The organism is Paenibacillus massiliensis subsp. panacisoli DSM 21345 (assembly GCF_000426545.1).
Classification (GTDB): Bacteria; Bacillota; Bacilli; order Paenibacillales; family Paenibacillaceae; genus Paenibacillus; species Paenibacillus panacisoli.
Genome location: NZ_AUFO01000011.1, coordinates 155,202 through 176,649, shown reverse-complemented (window position 1 = coordinate 176,649; position 21,448 = coordinate 155,202). Strand labels below are relative to the sequence as shown.

The 21,448-nt window shown below is 50.2% G+C and carries 13 protein-coding genes; all 13 read right to left on the bottom strand.

Translation table 11 applies throughout. The annotated features are described in order from the left end of the window. Window positions 1-8: 8 nt before the first annotated feature. Window positions 9-998 carry a ubiquinol oxidase subunit II gene (cyoA, locus tag K331_RS0110470; RefSeq protein WP_018887256.1) on the bottom strand — a complete coding sequence of 330 codons (990 nt, stop codon included), beginning with the start codon at window positions 996-998 and terminating at the stop codon, window positions 9-11. A 291-nt stretch (window positions 999-1,289) separates the two neighbouring features. After that, complete coding sequence (locus tag K331_RS0110460; protein WP_018887255.1) at window positions 1,290-1,526, bottom strand: hypothetical protein; 237 nt, start codon at window positions 1,524-1,526, stop codon at window positions 1,290-1,292. A gap of 350 nt (window positions 1,527-1,876) precedes the next feature. Further along, window positions 1,877-3,550 carry an ABC transporter substrate-binding protein gene (locus tag K331_RS0110455; protein ID WP_028590276.1) on the bottom strand — a complete coding sequence of 558 codons (1,674 nt, stop codon included), beginning with the start codon at window positions 3,548-3,550 and terminating at the stop codon, window positions 1,877-1,879. Between the two features lie 147 nt (window positions 3,551-3,697). Beyond that, window positions 3,698-4,600 (bottom strand): carbohydrate ABC transporter permease, encoded by a 903-nt coding sequence (locus K331_RS0110450; RefSeq protein WP_028590275.1) that lies wholly within the window; start codon window positions 4,598-4,600, stop codon window positions 3,698-3,700. Between the two features lie 12 nt (window positions 4,601-4,612). After that, complete coding sequence (locus K331_RS0110445; RefSeq protein ID WP_028590274.1) at window positions 4,613-5,587, bottom strand: ABC transporter permease; 975 nt, start codon at window positions 5,585-5,587, stop codon at window positions 4,613-4,615. A 323-nt stretch (window positions 5,588-5,910) separates the two neighbouring features. After that, a complete protein-coding gene (locus K331_RS0110440; RefSeq protein WP_028590273.1) occupies window positions 5,911-7,038 on the bottom strand; it encodes a DNA alkylation repair protein in 1,128 nt (375 codons plus the stop codon). Between the two features lie 63 nt (window positions 7,039-7,101). Further along, window positions 7,102-8,277, bottom strand: coding sequence for an MFS transporter (locus tag K331_RS0110435; protein ID WP_028590272.1), 1,176 nt, complete (start codon window positions 8,275-8,277; stop codon window positions 7,102-7,104). Window positions 8,278-8,355: 78 nt separating this feature from the next. After that, window positions 8,356-8,634: an ArsR/SmtB family transcription factor gene (locus K331_RS0110430; RefSeq protein ID WP_028590271.1), complete on the bottom strand. Its 279-nt coding sequence runs from the start codon at window positions 8,632-8,634 to the stop codon at window positions 8,356-8,358. 106 nt (window positions 8,635-8,740) lie between these two features. After that, window positions 8,741-10,351 (bottom strand): response regulator transcription factor, encoded by a 1,611-nt coding sequence (locus tag K331_RS0110425; protein WP_226383577.1) that lies wholly within the window; start codon window positions 10,349-10,351, stop codon window positions 8,741-8,743. After that, the gene (locus tag K331_RS0110420; RefSeq protein ID WP_028590269.1) at window positions 10,348-12,144 is read right to left on the bottom strand and encodes a cache domain-containing sensor histidine kinase; all 1,797 of its coding nucleotides are present in this window, start codon (window positions 12,142-12,144) and stop codon (window positions 10,348-10,350) included. The genes K331_RS0110425 and K331_RS0110420 overlap by 4 nt, the downstream gene beginning before the upstream one ends. Before the next feature lie 26 nt (window positions 12,145-12,170). Continuing rightward, window positions 12,171-12,758 carry a peptide deformylase gene (gene def, locus K331_RS0110415; protein WP_028590268.1) on the bottom strand — a complete coding sequence of 196 codons (588 nt, stop codon included), beginning with the start codon at window positions 12,756-12,758 and terminating at the stop codon, window positions 12,171-12,173. Between the two features lie 358 nt (window positions 12,759-13,116). Then, complete coding sequence (locus tag K331_RS0110410) at window positions 13,117-14,415, bottom strand: hypothetical protein (RefSeq protein WP_028590267.1); 1,299 nt, start codon at window positions 14,413-14,415, stop codon at window positions 13,117-13,119. A 49-nt stretch (window positions 14,416-14,464) separates the two neighbouring features. Next, window positions 14,465-21,448: non-ribosomal peptide synthetase (locus tag K331_RS0110405; protein ID WP_211237334.1), on the bottom strand; the 6,984-nt coding region annotated here is incomplete at its 5' end.

The window sequence follows — 21,448 nt, the reverse complement described above, 5'->3', positions numbered from 1 at the left end:
ATCGTCAATTAATGTCCAGAATGTGATTCACTGCTCTCGCCATGCTCAGCATTGGCATCCGGTGCAGTGCGGTATTGCGACATATCCATATCGCCCATGCTGTTAGCTCCGTGGCCTGCATGAGGGTTATGGGAGCCTTCAACTACATACTTGGTAACGATTCGGAAGAACAGGCCTTCAGGGAACTCGGAGTACGTCGTCACATTGGATACGCCAGGCTTAGCAAGCGCCTCGTAGCCTTCCTCTGTCAACGGATTCGTATCCTGCTTCACCTTCGCAACCCATTGATTGTAATCCTCTCGGGATACGGCATTCACATCGAACTTCATCTGTGCAAAGTGCTCTCCACTAAAGTTCGCACCCGAGCCATAATACGTCCCTGGCTCATCCGCCTGCAGATGCAGTACCATAGCCATCCCTGACATCGTATAAATCTGACCACCCAGCTGTGGAATCCAGAAGGAGTTCATCGGAGCATCCGAGGTCAACTCGAAGCGCACAGGCACACCCTCAGGAATCGTCAAGGTGTTCACGGTAGCGATCCCTTCCTCCGGATACATGAACAGCCATTTCCAGTCCAGTGAAGTCACTTGGATGACTACTGGCTTCTCCGTGGAAGCAAGCGGCTTGGAAGGCTCCAATGCATACGTGTATCTAGCTGTAATGATGGAGATGATCAGAATGATCACGATCGGAATCCCCCACCACACGGTCTCCAGCTTGAAGCTGTCATCCCAGTGCGGCTTATATTTGGCCTTGCTGTCAGGTCTCTCGCGATAACGCCATATAATCACGAATGTCATGATCATGACTGGCAGAATGATCGCTGCTGCGAGAGCCGTCGTAATGATAATAAGCTCTTTCTGCGCTTGCCCGATGGGGCCCTTTGGATCAAACACCCAATAGCTGCCGCCGGCAAAGAAGCACGTCCAAATGATCAGCGCAACCGTGAGCACGGTCAAAACCAATGCAATAATAGCTTTTGGTTTTTTGTTCATGATGTTCCCCTCTCTTTAAAAAGTGCTCAAACTTTTCGAACTACCCTAATATTCTGTCCTTATATAAGATAGCAGAAAATCACTCCGATTTTTGCGTTGTTAACAAATTTGTCGATATTTATTCTTGTTTTTGTGAAATAGTTCGCAAAAAAATAATTTCCTCTTGCCAAACGAGCTTGTCTTATGAAAGAAAGTCACTATGATTTTTAAAGTGAAAGCGCATGCATTTCCAACCAAAAAAATCTCCGGCTGAGTCGGAATTACGACCGGAGATTTCCTTGTGATATCCATTTATCGTTTTCCCTCTTCCTGCTCTTCCTTCATACGAGCCGTGCCGAGCGACTTGCCGATCATGTAAATGAATATGCCACCAACGACGCACCCGATGCCAATCATCAGCCCCAGGTTACGATCACTGAAGAAGCCCACATTTACGACGATTAGAATAATACCGATAATACCAGCCACCCATGCCAGAATGGACATGAATGATTCCGTCCCCTTCATTTGCTTCTGCTTGGTCTCCAACTTGCTCCCTCCTCTACACTCTGCAGAGTGTCCTAAGGTTATTCCTTGAAGCTATCCCATGAGCCTACACTAAGTATCCCAACTTGCGGGTCTGATCATGCATACTTGCTTGTAGCCTGCTGATACAAGTCTTGCTTGCAGTTCGCTTATAATTGTTATTTAAACCTTCTGGACATCCTCCTAAACATGACAAGCAGGACTGAAGCTACGCTCCAGTCCCCAATCCTCCTGCCTGTCTTCTATTAGGTTCATCTGAATTTGTCATTGTCTACAACAGAATATTATTATGTTAATTAGGTCATCATATGCTAATCGGCTCATCATTTGGAATCAGGTCATCATTATGGGAATCAGGATTCGCCGTTCCACAGCTTCACCCGGTCCTGAACCATCTTGGAATACTCCTGTTCCATCTCTATGGCTCCTGCTGCATCCACTTCCTTGAGCATGGTGTCATAGACCGCGTCAAAGTTATCTGGCGAAGTCAGGATGGCTTCAGGTATTCTTTTGCGAATAATATCCTGTGTCTTCTCAAAGGCGACTGCATAGCTGGAGTCATTCTCCATAGTCATGTTATAGGCTGCGCCCCATGGCTTTACCGGGAACTCTTCCTTACTAGGATACAGATCCTTCCACGTTGTAGCTCCATAAGCAGCCAGCGTCTCTTTCTCAGGCTCGGAATACGATTCTACGATCTGCTCGGGGAATCGGGTCGTGTAGTAGTTGCCAGTAGCATCCTTCACTCCATCGCCATAACGACCACTCATGAGAGAATAAAGCTCAATGCCGGTGGTTCTTTTGAAATTGATCGCATTGTTCACCTTCTCGTTCAGCACATTCTCAGGAATGACACGCTTGCCATCCTCGACTACATAATGCTTGCCTTCAATCCCCCAGTTCGTTAGCACCTGACCTTCATCCGATGCCAGGAAATCCAGGAATTTGATCGCACGCACAGGATCTGGGCAGGAGGTCGTGATGCCTACACCATACCCGGACAGAAATCCTGCATCCTGAAATGAATGATCCTTATACTCCTCCGTTAACGTGACAGGGAAATGGGCATAGGAGGAATCCTCCATCCCGGCCGCCTTCAGCGCATCCTCTGCATCCTGATAACCCCACTCGGCGTCAATAAGACCGAGCACTCGTCCGCTGGCGATCTTGGACTTGTATTGGTCGCTCTTCTGTACAAAGGACTCCTTATCCAGTAGACCTTCGGCGGACATATGGTTCAGCCAGCGAAAATATTCCCGTGCCTCCGGGCGTTTGTAGTGCAGCTTGGCCTCATACGTATTCGGGTCAATGAAATACTCTCCATCATCCGGTGCACCAGTCGTCAGGAACGCCGCATTGGTGACGGTGATCATAATTCTCCAATCATCCGCATCGAGGGTCAGTGGAATGGTTGGTCCACCGTTCGTCGTCGGGTGCTTCTCATAGTAGGTACGCAAGACATTCTCGAAGTCCTTCACCGTCTTGACCTCAGGATAGCCCAGCTCCTTCAGGACCTTGTGCTGTATTTCGAATCCGCTCGTCGCATCGAAGGTCGTCTGGTCCACCTGACTGTAGCTGGGAATTACATAGATAGACGGATCCTCCAGACTGTATTTCAAGCGATTCATATGCGGGCCGAACATTTTCTTCAGATTCGGGGCATGCTCCTCGATCAGATCAGTCAGATCCAGCATCGCTCCTGCGTCTACAAGCTTGCTAACCTCTGTCTTCGCCGAGATCAGATCGGGGTACTCTCCACTGGCAGCCATGAGAGACAGTCGGTCCTTCCCTCCGCCGCTGACCGCAAACTCGGCATTGAGCGTAACCCCCGTTTTTTTGATAATCTCTTGCCCGACCTCATCCTTCATATTGTTCCATTGGGGGCTTGAGTCGGCTCCGAAGAATGTGAGCGTTATAGGTTCAGTGCCTGTATCGCCAGTCGGTGCAGAAGATCCACCTGCACAGCCAGCAAGAAGAGTTGTGGTTATGAATACAGCTCCGAGCCACTTCCAGGTTTTGGTGATCATATATAGTCTCCTCCCAGTCTCTATCGTTGACTTTATCTCTAGTCATATTAGTTGTATCCATTCATGCCGCATAATTAGGTTCATTCCTATGGATTTCACTTGTACCTCATACTTCATTCGTACCTCAATCAGAACCTCACTAGTACCTCAAGACTTCACAGCTCCGAGTGTCATACCTCCGACGAAATACTTTTGAAGGAACGGGTACACGAGCAGGATTGGGACAGTCACAATGATGGTAATGGACATCTTGATGGATTCGGGCGAGATCTGCGTCATTTGCCGCGCCATATCGTTGACATTGTTCATGCCTGCCCCCCCTTGCTGTGTGCTCTGCAGCACCTTCATCAGCTCGTATTGCAGCGTGGTCAAATGTGCCTTGCCCCCGTTATAGAGGTACGTATCGAACCACGCATTCCATTGACCAACAGCAAGGAACAATGCGATCGTAGCCAGCACAGGCTTGCAAAGCGGCAGAATGATCCGCCAGTATATGGTGAAATCATTTGCTCCGTCCAGCTTGGCTGATTCCTGCAGGGCATAGGGCAGGCCATCAATGAAGGAACGAATGACAAATACGTTAAAGGCACTGACCATTCCGGGGAAAATGTACACCCAAAAGGTGCCGATCAGCCCCAGATCACGCATCAGAATATATACCGGGATCAGACCGCCTGTGAAATACATCGTTAAGGCGAGGAAGACGGAGATAAACCTTCTGCCCTGAAAGTCAATCCGGCTCAATGTATAGGCCAGCATGGACGAGCTGAATAGCCCGAGCAGCGTACCGGATATCGTTCTCAACACCGATATATAAAGGCCTTGCAGCAGACCCTCATACTGGAAGATCGTGGAGTAATTCTGGAGTGTGAACTCACGCGGCCAGATATAGATTCCTCCACGTACGGTATCTGTAGAATCATTCAACGAGATGGCGAGCACGTTCAGAAAGGGGTACAGCGTTACGACGACTACCAGAAACATGAATGCCGTGTTCAGAATATCAAAGAGTTTCTCGGAACGAGTGGCGTTGAAAGCACGGTTCGTCATCACATTTACCTCCTACATAATGCTTTCTTTGGTATATTTCTTGAACAGACCATTGGCAACGAACAGCAGCGTAATGCTGACGAGCGAGTTGAAGATTCCAATCGCCGTTCCGTAAGAGAACCGTCCCATGTTCAGACCGTAATTCAACGCATACAGGTCCAGGACCTCGGAATAATCGGTGACCAGACTGTTGCCGAGGAGGAACTGCTTCTCAAAGCCTATGCTGATCAGATGTCCAATGGACATAATGAAGAGCACCGCTATCGTCGTACGGATGCCGGGCAGGGTAATATGCCAGATTTGCCGAATACGACTGGCCCCATCCACACGGGCCGCCTCATATTGCTCCTGATCAATACCAGCTATAGCTGCCAGATAGATAATCGTATTCCAGCCTGTCTCCTTCCATAGATCCGCTCCCGTCACGATGTACCAGAACCAGCTGCCCTTGGCCATGAACGTCACAGGCTCATCCACAATATGCAAGGCGAGAAGCAGATCATTTACGACCCCGCCGTCAATGGATAGCATCTTGGTCACAATCCCCGCAACTACAACCCAGGATACGAAATGTGGAAGGTATGAAACCGTTTGCAAAAAACGCTTGAAAATCATGCCTCGCAGCTCATTCAGCAACACTGCAAACAGAATCGGAATCGTAAAGCCGAATATAATCCCCATAGAGCTCATCGCAAGGGTATTGCGTAGTACCAGATAAAAGCGTTCATCCTGAAACAGCTCTACAAAATGCTTGAAGCCCACCCATTCCTGCTGAAAAAACGATCTGGCGGGCTTGTAATTCTGAAAAGCCATCGTCCAGCCCCAGAGCGGTAAATAGCTGAATACAAACACCCAGATCACAAATGGAATGGACATAAAGTAAAGATACTTCTGCTTGCGTGCCGTCTTCCAGAACCCCGTCTTGCGGGCATTCAGAAGGAGAGATGCATCCGAACGTCCAGAAGACTTTTTTGGTAGCGTTTCCATTTCAATCCCTCCCAGGTATGCTGTTTCTTTAATCATACTTTGGGAGAGTTTGGCATCATACCCAAGGGATTGGCGGTAATTTCAGGTCAAAATTAGTGATTGCCACGATGCATTGCTCCCTGCTGCATGAGCAACGCAAAAAAGACCAACTGCATACAACAGTTGGCCCAGAATGCCCTACCTTATTATGATGCTGCTACCGTACAATGCTACTCTCTATGATACTACTATTTTATGATGTTAGTTTATGATGTTAATTTATGAGGTAACTATCCTATGATGCGAATTACATTCTATTACTCTATTCATACCATATGATTCTATTACATTAAACGATCATAATATTCTAATGGTTCTAATAACACTTCTGTCTCTGCCAGAGTTACTCCGTTTGCTAGCAGCGAAATTTTGTGTATACCCGGATAATGCTTGCGGGTCGTGAGATCAGCCCAGCGATGCGTACGCGTCCGATGGAAGGTCTCCGCTTGTGAGAATATATGGTCTACCAACAGGAACTTCTTGCGGGAGGACTTTCCACTTGCCTTCACAAAATCAATAGCATATTCGATTCGAACCCGCTCTGTCATCGGCTCCGTGATCGTCAACTGCCAGCTGAGCACCGAGGATTCACCCATAGTTACGCGGGCTGGCTCAGAATCAATCCGTGCATGCTGAAGCCGTGACGGAGACTGGCTTAGATCCGCATATTCGAACAAGGCATAGGCTTCTGCGCGCTCTGTGCGCAACAGCCCTCTACAACCGTGCCGAACAATCCAGTCGGTGCCCGCATGCTGCCCGCGCCACCGATTGGCCAGCTCTAGCACAAGCTGAGGATGATCCTTGGAAATGTCATTCAGATTGTTCGCCACGCTTTTTCTCACATACAGAGAAGGATCTTTCTTCAACAGCTCCAGCAGCCGAAGTACAGGCAACGGGTCCTCACGGAACATCGGCAGCACTTGTCCCCATGGCAATCTGGGACGACAGCCTTCGCTAGCCAGTCTTCGGACATGCTCGTTATCACTGCATGCCCAGCGCTGCATCTGCTCCATCATTCGCTCTGGATGCTGAAGCAGGAAAGGCCGCACTGCAAATTCGGACGAGGAGCCCTTGGTAAAGTGCTCTAAAGCCTGCATCGACAGCTCCCAGTCTTCCTCCTGCTGGCCGTACACCTCTACAAAATCAGGAAACAGCACGAACAGTCCCTTTTGTCGATCATTCCCCAGACTTATGAGGAGCTGGACTGCCTCGCTATAATCAGCAGGCAAATGCTCTCCCAATGCCCGAGTTATATGGCGAATGCGCTCTTTAAGTGCAAGTGACTCCCAACTATCATCAAATATTCGGTTCAGGAAACTTGTCGTCTGGAAAGGAGCATATACCTGCTTCAGGTGCGTTGCTAATTGCTCCAGCACTACTGGATTGTACATATCTCTTAATGGTTCAGCCATTTCATCACCCCTATGCATTGTAATGCACTATACCTGACAGCTATATGTCATATTAACTTCGAGCTATTTGGATGAGCCTGCAAGGGATTTGCTTGAGCCTACACGACTCAGAATCAATACTCCGACGGCAGCGATCGCAACACCTAGTGCAGCGAACCAGATCACCGAAGCCAGAGATATTTGCTCGATAATGATGCCCCCGAGTCCAGCGCCAACAGCCATTGACAGTTGCATCGTGGATTGATTAAGACTGAGCATCACACCAGAGGATTCAGGAGCAAGTGAAGCGAGATTATACTGCTGGGTAGGCCCTGATGACCAGGCTGCGAACGACCACAGAATTAGAAAGGCGAACAGGCTGATTATGGAATGAGCCATAGCGAGCAGCAGGAGCGAAATGATGTGCAGCATCATGCCCCCGATTAATGTAAACGTCACTCCCCGTCTATCCGTCAAAAAACCACCCGCTTTGGAACCGACAAGACTGGCGATCCCGAATACAAGCAAGGCCACGCTTAGCAACGACTCATTTAGTTGGGACACCTCCAGCAAATAAGGCGAGATATAAGTATAGGCTAATGAGTAGCCTCCCAGCCAAAAGAATGTAATTCCAAGCCCCAGAGCAACGTCAGGTCTGACGAGTAATCCAATCTGCCTGCCAAGAGGAACTGGCTCATCTCCTTTCATACGGGGAATTGTTAAAGCAAGTACGATCAGAGCTATTATTCCACTAACAGCAATACCAAGAAATACTGCTTTCCATCCGAACAATTGTGATATCTCCCTACCGATTGGTATACCGACAATAAGAGAAGCGGTAAAGCCCATAGTCACGGTAGCGATGGAACTGGCCTGTTGGCCGGGAGCCGCGATACTGGCAGCGATGCTTAGCGCAGTCACGACGACTATCCCTGCACCTAGCGCCATCACAATGCGAGACACTATGAACATTCCAAAGCCGGGTAAAACAAAAGAAAGAAGATTAGCGATAACGAATAGGCCTAGCGAATACAAAAGTAGTTTACGCCGATCCAGCTTAGCTGTGACTGCCATGAGAATAGGAGTCCCAATCGCGTAAGTCAGCGAGAACACAGTAATTAGTTGTCCCGCAGCAGCCACCGTAACGCCCAGAGTCTGTGCAATCTGATCCAGAATACCAGAAATTATATATTCGGAGGTCCCCACCAAAAAGCTAACTAACGCCAAAACGTATACCTTCCACTTACTATGGCTTACCAAGTCCCATTCACTCCTTCAATAGTTTACATATTCATTATTATTATATTTCTGCAAATATCGAAATAATGACGAAAAAAATTAATTTAACAGGTATGGAGCATATTTCGCGGCTGTTTCTCTATCTAGACTGTAGTATATAAATGTTCCTTCTTTGCGAAAGGTAAGCAAGCCGCAATCAGCCATCTGCTTCAGATGATGAGACAATGTGGAAATAGCAACCGTCTTCAGCTTGTCACCAAGCACTGAGCAGCACTGATCGCTTTCTTCTGTCAGGAGTAACGCAATTTTGAGCCGAGTGGGCTCGCCAAGCGCTTTATATATTTTCACAGCTTGCTGCATGTCCGCCGGTTCGTTCATAAGTATCTCCTCGCTATTATTTCTATATTTGCAGAAATATAATATCATGTATTTGCCAAGTGGTAAACCCTCCAGCCCGTTATATTGTAAATATAATCTATATGTTTTATTTCATCGCATTAGCCCGATAGCTTGATGGAGAGCAGCCAACGTACTTTTTGAATTTGGCATGAAAATAGTCCGCATTCGCATAGCCAATCTCGACCGCTACCTGATGTACCTTTTTCCCCTCCAGCAACAGCCGCTTGGCCTGCTCAATTCGAACCTTGTCCAGATAGACGTTGAACGACTCGCCTGTGTGACTCTTGAACAGCTTGCCCAGATAGCCGCTATTGTAACTGAACGTCTCTGCGAGCAGCTCCAGCTTCAGATTCTCATGGTAATGAGCCTGAATGAAGTCAGTCATCCGCTTCATGGCTCCCTCACGGGTATCATCATGCAGCCTATCGGCGATCTCACTTAGCTGCTCATAAGCATGGTCCAGTAGGGACTGGAGCGTCTTTCGGGCATAGACTTCCGTGATCAAGCCGGAATAATCACGAAATAACCGTTCATGTCGCCCTGTGAACAGCTTATTTAACACCAGGGTAAAGGATTGAGCACAGGCGTCCTTGAGCACCTGTTCAGATAGGGAGCAGCGTATGAGCTCCTCCCTTAATTCATTCAGTATGCCCTTTACTGCCTCTTTATTGGCTACCTCCACCGCATAATAGAGCCGCTCGCCATACGGCTGCAGCTGCTCCATAGAGATGGTCGTATCTCCCTGCAGCTCCAGATCATATTCAGGCGCATCGCTAGACAGCAGAACCCGGTTGCCACCAAGTGCAAAGCGAACCTCAAGCAGGCGCAAGGCATGCAGGTACGATTGGTGTATATGTTGCATCTCGGCCACGACAGGACCTGCAGCAGCATAAGGGGACAACGCCAGCGGCTTGAATACTCGTTCCAGCTTTTCCTGCATCCAGGCAGCTTGATGTCTCCCTGTCAGGGGCTGCTGCAACAGCAAGCCTAGCCCACCCGCCAATATGAACGATACCGTATCCCCTTCCTGCGCAAATGCTTCATCAAGTCTCTGCTTCAGGGCCGTTAACGGCAGATGGCTATCTGCTGATGCTGAAGTCCATCCAAGCAGAAGCACCTGATAGGCCGACCAATCCCTCAGTCCTGACGGAATATGGATTGTCTGCATAGGCTCTTGCAGATGCTCCTTCACGATCTCCCATGTGCCAAGCAGTAGGGGTTCCATAATTCTTTCGAGAGTTGCACTCTGCTGCTCTTGCCCTTTGTGATGCCATGTATGCTGTTGCTGCTGCTCGGAGGTGATGAGCTTGTGGATTCGCTTCAGTTCGCTGGTCATCTCCTCCTCATCCACAGGCTTAAGCAGATAGCCATCCACGCCATAGGCAATCGCCTGACGCGCGTACTCGAAGTCGGCATAGCCAGTCAACAACAACACGTGAGGGGACATATGATGAGACGATGTGTCTGATGAGTACTGATCCCTGATTGTGCGAATGACCTCCAATCCACTCATACCAGGCATTCGAATGTCCATGATAACAAGCCTCGGCGCAAACTTCTCCAGTTTCTCCAGCGCTTCCCGACCATTACCCGCCGTGTCTGCCACCTGAAAGCCACAGGCTTCCCAATCAATCAGGGTCGTCAATCCTTCCCGAATGGCAGGCTCATCATCTACAATCAGCACCCTATACATCATTCATCCTCCTCCACTGGTATTAAGAATTGGACTATTGTGCCTTCCCCTTCCCTGGCCTGTACATGCAACCCGTAAGCTTCACCGTACATCAGCCGCAGTCGATGATGTACATTTCGCATGCCGATGCCACTATTGTCCTCCTCCAAGCGCTGCAGATCGTGCTCCAGCTGTCGCAGCCGCTCATCTGACATACCGCTACCGTTATCCTTTACCTCGACCCGCACAAGCCTGTTGTTCTGCTCCAGTGAGACAGATACCTGAACAGTGACGGCATCCTCTATGTTCTCTAGACCATGGATTACGGCATTCTCCACCAAGGGCTGGATGAGCAGTGGAGGAATTCGAACGCTCTCGATTCCGGGTTCGCACAACACCTCAGGCCGTAGCCTGTCACCGTATCGGAAGCGCTGAATATCCAGATAGGAGCGGACCATGTCCAGCTCCTCTTGAATCGTCGTATAGCCGCTACCAATCTCAAGCTTGCGTCGCATGAGAGTACCAAGCAGCTTGATGACATGGGCAATCTCCTTCTCACCTTTCATATGTGCCTTCATGCGTAGGGATTCGAGCGTATTAAATAGAAAGTGCGGATTAATCTGACTAGCCAGCATCTTCAGCTTGATATCCCTCTGTGCCACTTCCAGGCGGGCATTCTGCTCGCTGGTCTCATAGACCTCCACCATCAGTTGCTGGATGCTAGCTACCATTGTGTTGAACTTCCGTGACAAATCACCAATCTCATCCTTCCCCTCGACACGGGATACTACCGTCAGATTGCCCCCAGCTACATCATGCAGTTCGCTGCTCAGCAGATGCAAACGTCTTGTAATGAGAAAGGAAATCAGCATAACCAGCAGCAAGCCCGCCAATAGAACTGTCACAACACAGATCGTACCTAGCAGAATGACACGATTCGCCTCGCGGACGATGCTCTCATTCGAGAATATGGAGATAAAGGTAAGACCATTCTTGCTACCACGTGGAATCAGCTCATCCACAATAATATGGGAGGATTGTCCCTGCAGCTCTGCCTTGTATATGCCTTTTTTTAGGTCAGGCAGCTCAGCGCCAACCGTATGTCGACTCACCTTGGTTCCGACCATGGCTGGATCTTTGGAGGAGGCTACGATAATTCCCTGTTGGTCAAGAATCATCGTATTGAAGGGTTCTATGCTTAACATATTATTCAGCTCATTCCGGTTGATTCCGACCACAAGCACTCCCCTGCTCCGATATTCAGGAAATGGGATCTGGCGGACAAGGCTTAGTCCGGATATGGGATTGTTAACAGAATCGCGCACATAGAGCCAATGCACACTCGTACCCTGCATTGCAGACTGAAACCATGATTCATGCATTTGGCTTGACTGAACGGGGATGAACTCCATATTGTTGACGAGCGTTGGATTAAAGGAGTAGAAACGGATATTCTCAATCTCCCGATACTGATCTCGATAGGTCTGGAATTCATGAAAATCATTATAGGCAGTTGTAAGCTCCAGCATTCCGCTGTACCGCTTGTTCACTATACCGGCGAAAACCTTATCGAACATCAGTCGGTTCGAGATATCCAGCGGCACTCTAAGTAAATTATCTGTCTGATTCTTGAGCTTGTTGACATTGTTGACGGTCTGGGCGATCGCCGATTCCAGGGCTTGCTCACGCAAATGATAAATGACGGTCCCCCCTACCAGTAGCACGGGTAGCATGACCACGAATACGTAAGAGAATAAGAGCTTGTTGCGAAGACGAACATTGTTAATAAAACGAAGTAGTCTGGCTGACAAAACCATACAAGCCCTCCCCTCCTATCAAGCGCTTACATAATAATAGGCCGGACGCTCACATGATCAGGCAATTGGAATGGATTCGGTATAGAGATGTGATCATAGAACAGGACACCGTCCAGGTGGTCCAGCTCATGCTGCACAACAATACTAGTGTAATCGTGGAATGTGTACTCATTTACCGTGCCCCATGCATCCGCGGCCTGAACCTTTACCCACTCATAGCGCGGCACGAAGCCCGGAACATATCGATCAACCGACAAGCAGCCCTCACCAGCCGCCAAGAATATCATTGTATCGGAATGACTGATCAGAACAGGATTATACAGCTCGTACTCCACTTGAAGCTCAGGCTTCTGAATGCAGATTACGCACATGCGCTTATTTAAGCCGATCTGATTGGCAGACATACCTACACCCGCTCGCAGCTCGTATCGCGAGGCTACGCTAGGGTCTTGGCTGTTCTTCAGGTATTCCATCATAAGCTGCATGTATTGTCTGTCTTCTTCGCCCGGAGGTGACGACACCGCTACAGCACGTCTATGCAATGCTGGAGCACCTTCTCGAATAATATCCTTCATCAGCAACAATGGAGGGTCTAATGGCTTGATTATGGACATGGACAGCCTCAACTTTCTTATTCAGATCTTGGGCCAATGCTCTAATGATCACACCCTGCATTAGTTCATATATCAGTAAGATTGTATAATCACTCTTGTAGTAGCCTTATTGTATCAACAATCGGTTACACTCATTGAATTTATGTAAAAGATTCACATGTATGATTATAGCGAGGATAGCCGTTTTCTGTCAAAAAAATGTATTTATTGACGTATTTAGAATTCGATCTTTTGGTAGGGCACCTGTCAGAATGACTCCGGACAATAACAAACTGAACATAACAAGCTGGACAATAACAAATGAGGCGCCCCTCGGGGCGCCTGAATCTATGCACATATGAATTGTAAGAACAGGACATCAAGAGACGGACTCTGCCTGACTCAGCAGATGATCTGGAGACAGAATTCGATCGAACAGGCCGAATACCTCCTCTGAATCGTAAAGCTTCTCCAAGACGCTGACCTCCATCATTAGCCGCCCTGATAAGGTAGCAGTGGTGAGTAGCACCGACTGGTTTTTGATCGAGAAATAGATGGTATCTATCCATTCCTCCAGCAGCGGATGCGTGATTCTCCCCAGATTGGACAGGGTAATGGAAAAATTCCACGCTGGAAACCGCTCAGGCATTGATTTCATAGACAATTGCAGGCACTGCTCTTTATACTTCCGATATGAATTGGAGAACGATGCAAAGAAAATTGAGAGCGCGTAGGGTACTCCCCTTTTGAACCATCTGAATTCCCGCTTCACCTGCTTGGCCACATCTCCTGATCGAAAAAATTGCATCGGAAGACTGGCTACATAATTCCCATGCATCGTCTCCGGCGAATAGTGGAGCAGATGCTGCAGATCCATCGGCATGGATACAAATACACGTTGCTGCTTCGGTGCATGCTGCAGCAGTCCCTCAGTCATCCGGTAACAGACGTACTCTGTTAACGTCATGTCCCGATCCCGGCTATGCCGCAAGATCGCTGCCGTCTCCTCCTGGCTAAAGCAATACGATCTCTTGGCATGGGTGCCACCTGTCTCCGGTTTTCTCCCTCCGCTCAGATCAACGGTACCGCTCGCTCCTCCTCCTCGCCCCATAGCCTTGAATAAGAAGCCCGCAATAAATACTGGCATCCAGGAGTAAGCAGCCACCTTCTTGCCAAGATTGATCGTTCGTCTGATGGGTAAGGACTGCTCTGGGCTGGTGACATTTGACTGTACCTCTCGTGCACCGGAATACAACTCCAGCCACCGCTGAATCCAGAATACGAGGCTAAGACCATTGGCCACTGCATGATTCATCGCAAAGATCATCGTAAATTCGTTGATCGGATCAATGCGAAATGGAAGACGATCATTAGTCGGAGCATAGTCTGCGAGAATCTCTGCTTCTGTCCGGTACGTGGCCTGCTTTGTTTGCTCCAGCGCCAGCAGTCGGTCCAGCTCGTCTTCTGTAAATGGCTCCCATACGAAGCTGTCCTCGGCGGGTAACTCCACTTTCTTGGCCTGCAGCAGGGGGTTGTTCAGGATCAGCAAGCGATAGCTGGAATACATTGTGGCGGGTGATATTTTGCTCTTGAAAGTGATCGTTGCAATCATGCTGTTCGCTGACAGATAGTCTTCTGTCCCGAAAAAGTACGTGCTTGCCAATTTGATTGCATCCATACGGGTCTCCCCCTTTCTTATCCTTGTCTTACATAAACATGAAAAATGCTTACATAAATCCGACCTTACGAATATGCTCCATCATCAGTCTTACCTTGTGATCATCCACTCGGGACCATTCAAATCCAAGCTTGCGCAAAAGCTGGTCACTTTTGCTGTTCCTCAACAGGAAGAGCGTCTTGCTTGCCCCCTCAAAAAAGACATTCGAGTGGACCAAAATCCGGGCAATCTCCTGCTGTGTATCTGGTTGATTGTATTGTGCAAGCATATATTCAGTGAATTCATTCATAGGCATTGCCTCGACATGTATCTCCGCTTGGTCTAGCAGATCGGCAAAGTCCTTCATGCTGATCTGATGGCTATTGTACAGATGATAAGTCTCATTTCTCAGATGTTTCCGGTCAAATAGAAGCACGATGGCTTCGGCTACCTCATCTACAAAGGAGAAATTCATCGTCTTCTGCTGCATATCCGGCACCTTGCCAAGCGTAACTAGTGACTTGATAAGAGAATAAAAGGCATTGTCCGAGATATTCTCCTGGAACACCCCTGAATGTGAATCAAATACCAGGTTACCTACTCTGAATACATTCGACGTCAATCCTGTCTTCCGGGCTTCGACGATCTCTTGCTCAGCCTCCAGCTTCGTCATGACATAATAGTTATCCAAGCTCTGCCCGACATGACCATCGTACTCCGTGTACAGAATGCTACTCTGATCCTCTATCCATCCGCTTCCCACGCTTGTCGTGGAGACGAAATTGTAATCCTTCTTCTTTCCGGCATTAGCAAAATCAATCAGCCTGCGGTTCCCTTCCACATTGACGGCTACGAACTCCTCATAATGCCCGAAATGCTTCACGTTCGCCGCTGTATTCATGACAGCATCCACCGTGTTCGCCAAGCGCTCATAACGTTCCTCGCTCAGTCCGAAGGCCTCCTCGGTCAGGTCCCCACGGAACACAATCAGTCGACCCTCCCAGCCACGCTGCCAGCCAAGCTCGCTCCCAAAATGAAACCTCAGCTTCGCCTGCAGCCGTTCCAGCGCCTCGGCATCATTGGCTCCGCGCACAGGAACGTGAATTGTGTAATCTGTCTTCTGCAGCAATTGATAGAGAATATGGATGCCTAGGTACCCTGTCGCGCCAGCCAGCAGAATATCATGATAATCTGACCGCTCGGCAAGATTGATATGGTCATAATTTCGATTTCTCATCCGGTACTCTCTCAGGCTTCTGCGGATACCGCCATCAAGAATAGTAGCTCCAGTCTGCCGGGTAGCAGAAGCTTGTTGAAGAGCTTGTACGAATCCCTTCAACCGATCCTTGGAATATTTAATATGATCCGCCAAGGTCCGAACGGTCGGATGCTCGAAGATATCGTTAATGCCTACTTCAAAATCAAGAGCAAGCCTTGAGACCACCTGGATCGCCTTGATGGAATTGCCGCCAAGTCTGAAGAATTGATCATCAATGCCGATCATTTCCACACGCAAAATGTCCCTCCACACCTTCAGGATGGTCGCATCCACGTCATTTCTTGGTGGGACGAGTGTGCTAGCCTGTCCTAATGCAGGCTCAGGTAATGCCTTACGCTCAATCTTGCCGCTCGGTGATAAAGGCATCTGCTCCAGCTGCGTCCAGGCCGACGGTACCATGTAGTCTGGTAGTTCCGCCAGCAGCTGCTGTCGTAGCTCCTCTGGCTCCAGCTCAGCCTCCGCTGTAATATATGCCGCCAGATACTTCTCTCCTTGCTGATCCGCAAGGGCCACTACAGCCGCCTCCCGCACCAAAGGATGCTTCTGCAATTGCTGCTCAATCTCGCCCAGCTCGATCCGGAAGCCGTGAATCTTCACCTGATCGTCGATGCGGCCAAGGAACTCCAGCGTCCCTCCCGGCAGCCAGCGCACCAGATCCCCGGTCCGATACAGCTTCTGCCCGGCCTCATACGGATGGTCCACGAATTTCTCCGCTGTCAGCTCCGGTCGATTCAGATATCCCCGCGCCAGACCGTCTCCCGCGATGCACAGCTCACCTGCTGCCCCGAGCGGCAATAGCTGCTGTTGGGGGTCCAGCACATAGATGCGGGTGTTGGCTATTGGCTTGCCAATAGGCACCGTAGAGAGTTCCATATCCGCTGCCTGATAGGTCCATGTCGTGGCTATGACCGTCGATTCACTCGGGCCATAGGCATTCATGTATTCCACGTGGTCCTTCCAGCGCGTCACCAGCTCCTTCGTGATGGCCGAGCCGCCGGTCACCAGCTTCCTCAGCTTTGGCAGGCTCTTCGGCTCCAGATTCGCCAGATACGTTGGCGGCAGCAACGCGATGGTAATCTCCTGCTCGTTCATATAGCGAACGAATTCATGCAGATGGTTGATCACATCCCGCGAGATCAAATGCAGCGTGCCGCCGCCCAGCCAGATCGTGAACATCTCCCAGACCGAGGCATCGAACGAGCTGCTGGCGAATTGCAGCATCCGGTCGGCTCCGCTCACGCCCCAATGGTCCGCGAAGTACTGCTGGAGATTGAGCACGCCTCGATGCTCCACCATGACCCCTTTAGGCCGTCCCGTCGAGCCTGAGGTGTAGATGATGTAGGCCAGATCATTCGGGCTGTTCACCTGCTCCAGATTGATGCTATCCTCCGGTGCGGCTACCTGAACGTACTCTGCGCCTATTTCGATGATCCTGTCCGCTGCATAAGCCCCCGCCTTGTCACGCAGCTGCTGTTGGGTCAGCAGCAACGAGGCTCCGCTATCCTCCAGCATGTACTGAATCCGCTCCTCGGGATAGTTCGGGTCGACCGGCAGATAGGCTCCGCCGGCCTTGAGTGTCGCCAGGACGGCGATGACCATCTCTGGTGAGCGCTCCATCATGATCGCCACGATATCATCTGGCTGCACGCCTCGTCCCCTCAGCGTACGAGCCAGACGGTTCGCCCGTGCATTCAGCTCCTGATAGGTCAGCAGCTGTCCATCCCACACGAGGGCCGGATGGTCTGCCCTGCTCGCAGCCTGTTCCTCGAACCGCTGCTGTATGGTCTGCTCTCGCGGATAGTCCGCGGCGGTCTGATTGAAGTCCTGAAGCTGGACATTCCTCTCGTCCTCCGCTACGACCTCAATGGCATCAATCCGTATGCCCGGGGCTTGGATAATCTCACGGATCACCTTCCGTACCTGTGATGCTAGCCGTTCCACAAAGCCTCTGTTGTAAGCCAATCGATTGTAGCGGAACTTGATCTGCAACTCGCTTCCAGGCATCACTATGAAATTAAAATCATAGTTCGTCTGCTCGGACACCTGCGCGGCCAGAATGCGCACATCAGCATCAGTTCCACTACGTCCCTTAACAACATCCTCCATTGGATAGTTCTCGAAAGCCATCAGCGTGTGCACCAATTCACTTCCTTGAGCTGTCCGTGACTGGATTTCCGCGAGTGGAGAATAGTGATGCTGCTCTGCCTCCAGTGCCTCACGCTGTAATTTTCCTACCAAGGCTGAAAAGGTCTCATCCTGTTCTGCCTGGACCCTGACAGGGATCGTGTTGATGAACAAACCTACCATCCGCTCCACGCCCTGAATCTCCGCAGGTCTTCCTGATACGACGGATCCGAATACGACATCTCTCGTATTGTTATACCGTTGCAGCAGCACACCCCAGACTGCCTGCATTAATGTACTCAGTGTGGCACCATTGTCCCTAGCGATGCTCTCCAGGCTCATTTTCGTCTCCCCAGCAATTACAACATCATACTCATCCTGCTGATACCTCGCATGGACTATGCCATTCTGGTTGCGAGGCAGTAGCGCCGGGTTCTCGTAATCGGCCAAGTAACACTCCCAATAGGAGGCCGTCTCACGGTCTTCCCGTTGTTCCAGCCAGCGGATATATTGGCCATAGGGATATGCAGGTCCTAATTGAGGTTCTTTCCCTTGCTGCAGCGATTGGTATACCTCCAATAGTTCTTTGAAGACTATCCCAAGACACCAGCCATCCATAATGATATGGTGAAAGCTCCAGACCAGACGATAGCTGTCTGTGCTCATGCGGATTAAGGCAACTCTGATCAGCGGGTCCCGAGTAAGATCAAAGCCTCTTGCCTTGTCCTCCTCCAGATATGACTGTAGATAGTTCTCTTGCTCCTTCTCCGACAAGAAAGAGATATATTGATAGAACAGGTCCATTGGTCGTTCCTGAAGTACGACCTGAATGGGTTTTTCCACCCTTTCATAGATAAAGGCTGTACGCAAAATATCATGCCGCTGGATCAAGTGACGGAAGGACTGCTCCAGCAATTCTTTATCGAGCTCTCCCTCCAGATGCAGCACAGCTTGCTCAAAATAAGCAGGGGAGTCCTTTTCCTTCAGAAAATGAAACAGCATGCCGGATTGCATCGGACTCAGCGTGTACATGTCTGTAATCTTGGCCTTTTCACCCGCGAACCTGCGATAGACCTCCTCAATCTCTGATGAAGTGATATCGCTGGAGCTTACATCGCTTGTCGTCAGCTCCGTGTATTCCCGCGTCGCGCAATGCTCAATGATGTGCTGCAAATGGCGTCTGAAGCTCTCCGCTACTCGCTTCATCGTGGCACTATCGTATTCGTCCTTATGATAAGCGAAGCTCAGACACAGTCTGCCTTCTCTTACGCTGCCGTTAATATCCAGACAGTAAGGTCTAGGCATGTCTGGTGACACCGTCCCATCCGTGAGTACGTCTGCAATGGTAAAGACGCCAATATCTGTGTCCTCGTCAAATTGCCCGAGATAGTTGAAGCTGATCTCTGGATGCAGCCGGGAGATAGGACTCAGTTGTTCTTTGTTATTGGACATATACTTCAAAATACCGTAGCCTATTCCTTTATGTGGAATACGTCGTAGCCCTTCCTTGATGCTCTTGATCCGGGAGGACAACTCCCCGGCCCCCGCCATGTCCAGCACGACAGGAAACTGAGCCGTGAACCAGCCTACTGTTCTGCTGATATTGATATCCCTGACAATCTGCTCGCGACCATGCCCCTCCAGATTCACAAGCACTTGCTCTTCTCCTGTCCATTCGTGAACAGCCTCACCTAGCGCGGTCAATAGGACATCATTAATTTCTGTATTGTAGGCCTTGTTCACTTCTTTCAGCAGTCGGGTGGTCTCCAGCTCATCCAGCATGATCTCTACCTGTCTGATACCGGCCATGGTTCGTTCTTGCACAGGGTAGTCCTTCGGAACAGGCTTGATCTCCAGCTGGTCCAACTCCCGCCAATAAGCCAGCTCCTGCTTCAGCTCCTCGCTGTCAGCATAGGTCTGAAGCCGCTCAGACCACATTAGGAAGGAATCTGTCTTCTCTCGAAACGTGATAGGCTGCCCTTCTTCCGCCTGTCGATACCCCATTGCCATGTCCTCGAACAGAATACGCCAGGATACGCCATCTACGACAAGATGATGAATGCTTATACAGAGATAGTCCCCGACTGTCGTTCGGAACAGACCTGCCTGCACCAATGGCCCCTGCTGAATATCCATACCTTGCTGCAGCTCGGCGGAAGCTTCCTTGACGGCTTCAATAGGCTGGTCGAGAGCTGTAAAATCCTTCACTTCCAATGAATAGAACTGACCCTCCATGTCCCTGTTGAACAGAACTACTTGTCCTTCATGCTCTCGCACTACCAAGCGCAGTACATCATGATGTGCTACCAGCCTGTCGAATACACGTCTTAGCAGCGCCTCATCAAAGCCCTCGGCCCGACGCAGCAGAACCGACTGATTGAAATGATGCCTGGCGGCAAACGGCTGCTCAAAGAACCAGCTCTGGATAGGAGTCGTTACGATCCTTCCGTTCACCGCGCCCTGGAACGCCCTCCGCACCTCCGATTGGACACAGGCACTTAACTCCTCAATGAGCGGATGGTCAAACAGATCCTTGAGCTGCAGCTGCAATTTGTAGTCATGGAGTTTGGATACAATCTGAATCGCCTTAATGGAATCCCCGCCAAGGTTAAGGAAGTGGTCTCGGATGCCGACTCGCTCCACCTTCAGGACCTGCTCCCACACCTTCACTAGGATTTGTTCAATTACGGTGCGAGGTGCCACGTAGGCTACCGTTCCTGTATTCGTCCGCTGAAGCGGCTCAGGCAGCGCCTTGCGGTCAATCTTGCCGCTCGGTGATAAGGGCATCTGCTCCAGCTGCGTCCAGGCCGACGGCACCATGTAGTCTGGCAGTTCCGCCAGCAGCTGCTGGCGCAGCTCCTCTGGCTCCAGCTCAGCCTCCGCTGTAATATACGCCGCCAGATACTTCTCTCCTTGCTGATCCGCAAGGGCCACTACAGCCGCCTCCCGCACCAAAAGATGCTTCTGCAATTGCTGCTCAATCTCGCCCAGCTCGATCCGGAAGCCGCGAATCTTCACCTGATCGTCGATGCGGCCCAGGAACTCCAGCGTTCCTCCTGGCAGCCAGCGCACCAGATCTCCGGTTCGATACAGCTTCTGCCCGGACTCATACGGATGGTCCACGAATTTCTCCGCTGTCAGCTCCGGTCGATTCAGATATCCTCGCGCCAGACCGTCTCCCGCGATGCACAGCTCACCTGCTGCTCCGAGTGGTAACAGCTGCTGTTGGGGGTCCAGCACATAGATGCGGGTGTTGGCTATCGGCTTGCCAATCGGCACCGTAGAGAGCTCCATATCCGCTACCTGATAGGTCCACGTCGTGGCTATGACCGTCGATTCACTCGGGCCATAGGCATTCATGTATTCCACGTGGTCCTTCCAGCGCGTTACCAGCTCCTTCGTGATCGCCGAGCCGCCAGTCACCAGCTTTCTCAGCTTCGGCAGGCTCTTCGGCTCCAGATTCGCCAGATACGTTGGCGGCAGCAACGCGATCGTAATCTCCTGCTCGTTCATATAGCGAGCGAATTCATGCAGATGGTTGATCACATCCCGCGAGATCAAATGCAGTGTGCCGCCACCCAGCCAGATTGTGAACATCTCCCAGACCGAGGCATCGAACGAGCTGCTGGCGAATTGCAGCATCCGGTCGGC